Genomic DNA, 3,114 nt, shown 5'->3' on the forward strand with positions numbered 1-3,114 from the left:
CGCCGCCCGCAAGCTAGAGAGGCGGCACAAAGACAGCGCGTTTAAATTTAATGCCGAAGTTGCGTTGCCATAGATAGAGTGCTTGCCGCACGCGAGCTAAAGGCAGCGCAATGCTAGCTAGCGTTAAATTTAGCGCCTAGTTGCGCTGCTGCCGCAAAGATGCTAGCACGCCCGGTTTTAGGAAACGATGCTGCCGCGGCGTGCGTTGGTCTTTAATAGGCTAAGCGGTGCTTAAAAGCGCCGTTAAATTATGAAATTTATACACACGTCGCAAAGATACAGACCCCAAACGGCGCTTTTTGGGCGCCAGTGGATTATTTAAGCAGGCCGAATGGATAGCAAAAGCGGGTTTGGACCTGTGGGAGATCGCGAAATGTGCGCCTTTAAAATTTAGCCTGCTTACCGTGCTTCTTTGAGTTTTTGCGTTCATTTTGGCGTATTTTAATCGCCTGCGCGTCGAATGTGCGCCCATTATGCGATACCTGCGTGCTCAAAGAGCTGCGATCGGATAGTATAAACGCCGCGAAATTTTATCTCATACTTCGGTCTTTAAATTTAAAATTTAGCCCGCAGAATTTGATTGCGCCGAAATTTTAGCGCAGATCGCGCTAAAAGCCTCGCGCCATAAATCATCGCGGCCGATAAAATTTAATTCGAGCCGTTTTGCCGCGATAAAATTCTATGAATTTTTTTGAATGCTAGCCACAAAATTTCAAGCCGTTGTATTTCTTGCGGAGGCGCTAAAATTTTGACGCGATAGAATTTTGCAGTGGAATTTTACGCCGTTTGGCGTATTCGCTAGAGAGTGTTTGGGCGATAAAATTTTACGGCAGAGCTGCGGGCAAAATTCTAAGATGAAATTTCGCCCATTAAATTTACTGTGCGACTACTTTGTCGATCCAGTCAAAAAGCTCCTCTAGATCGTAATCGCCGCCGTGTCCTTGCCCCCAAGGCACCGCAAAATCGACGTTCTTGCCTGCATTTTGCAAGCTAAGCGCCAAAATCGCGGGGATTGCAAGCGCCGTATCGCGATCGCTCGCGCCGTGGCGGATGCGGTAATGCTTCGCGCCGTTTTCGTTGCGCACGAAGCTCATCGCATCCATCATCTCCACGAGCTGGGCATCTGCGATTAGCACCCCTTTGGCGGGGTCATTCATCGCGCTAAAATCCGTAAAATGCGCCGCGTTAAATTTGGCGCCGCCGAACAGCTCGTTTTCGGGATTTTCAAGCGCGAAGCCGTCGAATGCGGGCGGGGTCTTGGCGCGCGGCTTGGAGGTCGCGTAGCCCCAAAAGAGCATATGCGATTGCGACGCGTCGTCCTTGATCTTTGCAGCTAGGTATAGGGGCGCCTTTGCGCGCGGATTTTTCGCCACAAAATCAGCAAACGAGGTCGATATGAGCCCGTTTATGTAATCTTTGAAGCTGCCGTCGCCGTTTTTATCCAGGCTTAGCGCGCGGCCGCCCCCATCCCTTAAGCTTAGCGAGTTCAGATAGGCGGGGAATTGCGCCTTTAGCTCGTCTGAAATTTTAATCTGCGCTGCGCTTAATTTGCCGCTTAGCATCTTGCGAGTGGGCTTTGCGGCGCTTTGATTTGCGTCTTTTTTAGAATTTTTTTCAGCGCCGCTAGAATTTTCGTCGCGCTCGTTAAATCCCGCTGCATCAAAGCCGCTAAAATCCATCTTTTCATATTCGCTCTGCGCGCCGAACATCCACTCATACGCCGCGTCCGCGTGCTTTAGATTTGTGATCGGGCAGTATACGGACGCCGCGTAAATTTTATCGCTCGCCTTCGCAGCGCCCAGCTCTTGCAGATACGGTTCGTACGCAGCCTCGTCTCCGCTCGTGCCCAAAAGTGCCGAGAGCGCTCCGCCCGCGCTCGTGCCGTTTGAGATTATCTTGTTTGCGTCCCCAGGCATTGCCGCGTCGTTAAATTTCAGATACCGCACGGCCGCCTTTAGATCGACGATCGCTGCGGGCGCCTTGCCGATATAATCGCCATTTGCGCCTTTTAGCGTGCGTCCGCGCGCTGCGGGAGCGGCTACGACGTAACCGCGCGAAAGTGCCGTAGCGATCGCGTTTGGTTTGCCGCTTGCGTCTATTTTGACATCGCCCGCTTCGCCCGGCATGTAGCCGCCCACGCCGTTTGGCAAAAATATCGGCGCGCTCGCGGCGTCAAATTTGCCGCTCTTGCGTCCCTCGAAATATTGCTGCGGGATGAAGATATTCATGCTCTGGTAGTGCGCGCTTGCGGGTTTTGCGACGTAGATTATGTTTTTGTAGGCGCGAAATTTTATATTTTTGCCGCCTATGATTACGCTTTCTTGCGTGAAATTTGCGGCGTTAAATTTCAGATCTATTTGCGCGCTCTGCGTCGCCGCAGCCTCGGCGTTTAGGCTTAGCGTGCCGCAAAGTATCGCGGCAGCGCCTAAGGTAAGGGATTTTTTACTCATTGAAGTATCCTTTATATTTTAATATTGCCGCTTTTTAGCCCTTTAAGCAGCCTAGTGACAAAGCTAATTTTAGCAAAACTCAGCGAATACTTAAATCCGCTGCGCGCCTAAATTTTGAAATTTAAACGCAAAGGCATCTGCAAGTTGAAAGGAATTTTAAACTCGAAGTGTTATTTTAGTGGGCATTTGCGATCCGCCGCCGTAAATCCGGCTACATTAAATTCCGCTCGTTAATTCATAAGCTTGAGCTGCGTTTCGAAGGCGGATTTGGGGTAGAGGCCGATGAGCTTTTTGACCGCTTTGCCGTTTTTATCGTAGATCACCGACGTGGGGGTGCCGAAAATGCCGCCTACGATGGATTCGAAGTATTTCACCGAGCTCGCGCCGCTGACGCTTGGGAATTTTATCCCCTTTTCGCGGGCGACCGCGGCGTCGGCTTCCAGACCTTTACCGTCGCCCAAAACGCCGATAATCAGCGCATCGCCGCTAGCTTGCAGCTCGTTTAGCACGGGTACTTGGGCTTTGCACGCGCCGCAGCCGCTAGTGTAGAAAAACAGCACGAACGGCTTGTCGTTGCCCTCAATCTTTAGTGTGCGTTCGGAGGGGTCGAACTTGGAGGCAAGCGAGGTGCCGTCGCTGTTTAGATGGTGCTTCCATCCGTCGC

2 protein-coding genes are annotated in these 3,114 nt (G+C 51.6%); both read right to left on the bottom strand.

What is annotated here, in order from left to right:
• Window positions 1-875 precede the first annotated feature (875 nt).
• On the bottom strand, window positions 876-2,450 hold the full coding sequence (locus Q0605_RS05525; protein WP_298704962.1) for a subtype B tannase: 1,575 nt from the start codon (window positions 2,448-2,450) through the stop codon (window positions 876-878).
• Between the two features lie 230 nt (window positions 2,451-2,680).
• Window positions 2,681-3,114, bottom strand: a 434-nt coding sequence (locus tag Q0605_RS05530) for a TlpA disulfide reductase family protein (protein ID WP_298704964.1), incomplete at its 5' end; no start/stop codon positions are given.

Origin of the sequence: uncultured Campylobacter sp. (genome assembly GCF_938017705.1) — a bacterium.
In the GTDB taxonomy this organism is placed as follows: Bacteria; Campylobacterota; Campylobacteria; order Campylobacterales; family Campylobacteraceae; genus Campylobacter_B.

What these genes read in the sequence shown, in the direction of transcription:
- Q0605_RS05525 (WP_298704962.1), bottom strand. Translation starts at nt 2,450, where the DNA reads ATGAGTAAAAAATCCCTTACCTTAGGCGCTGCCGCGATACTTTGCGGC.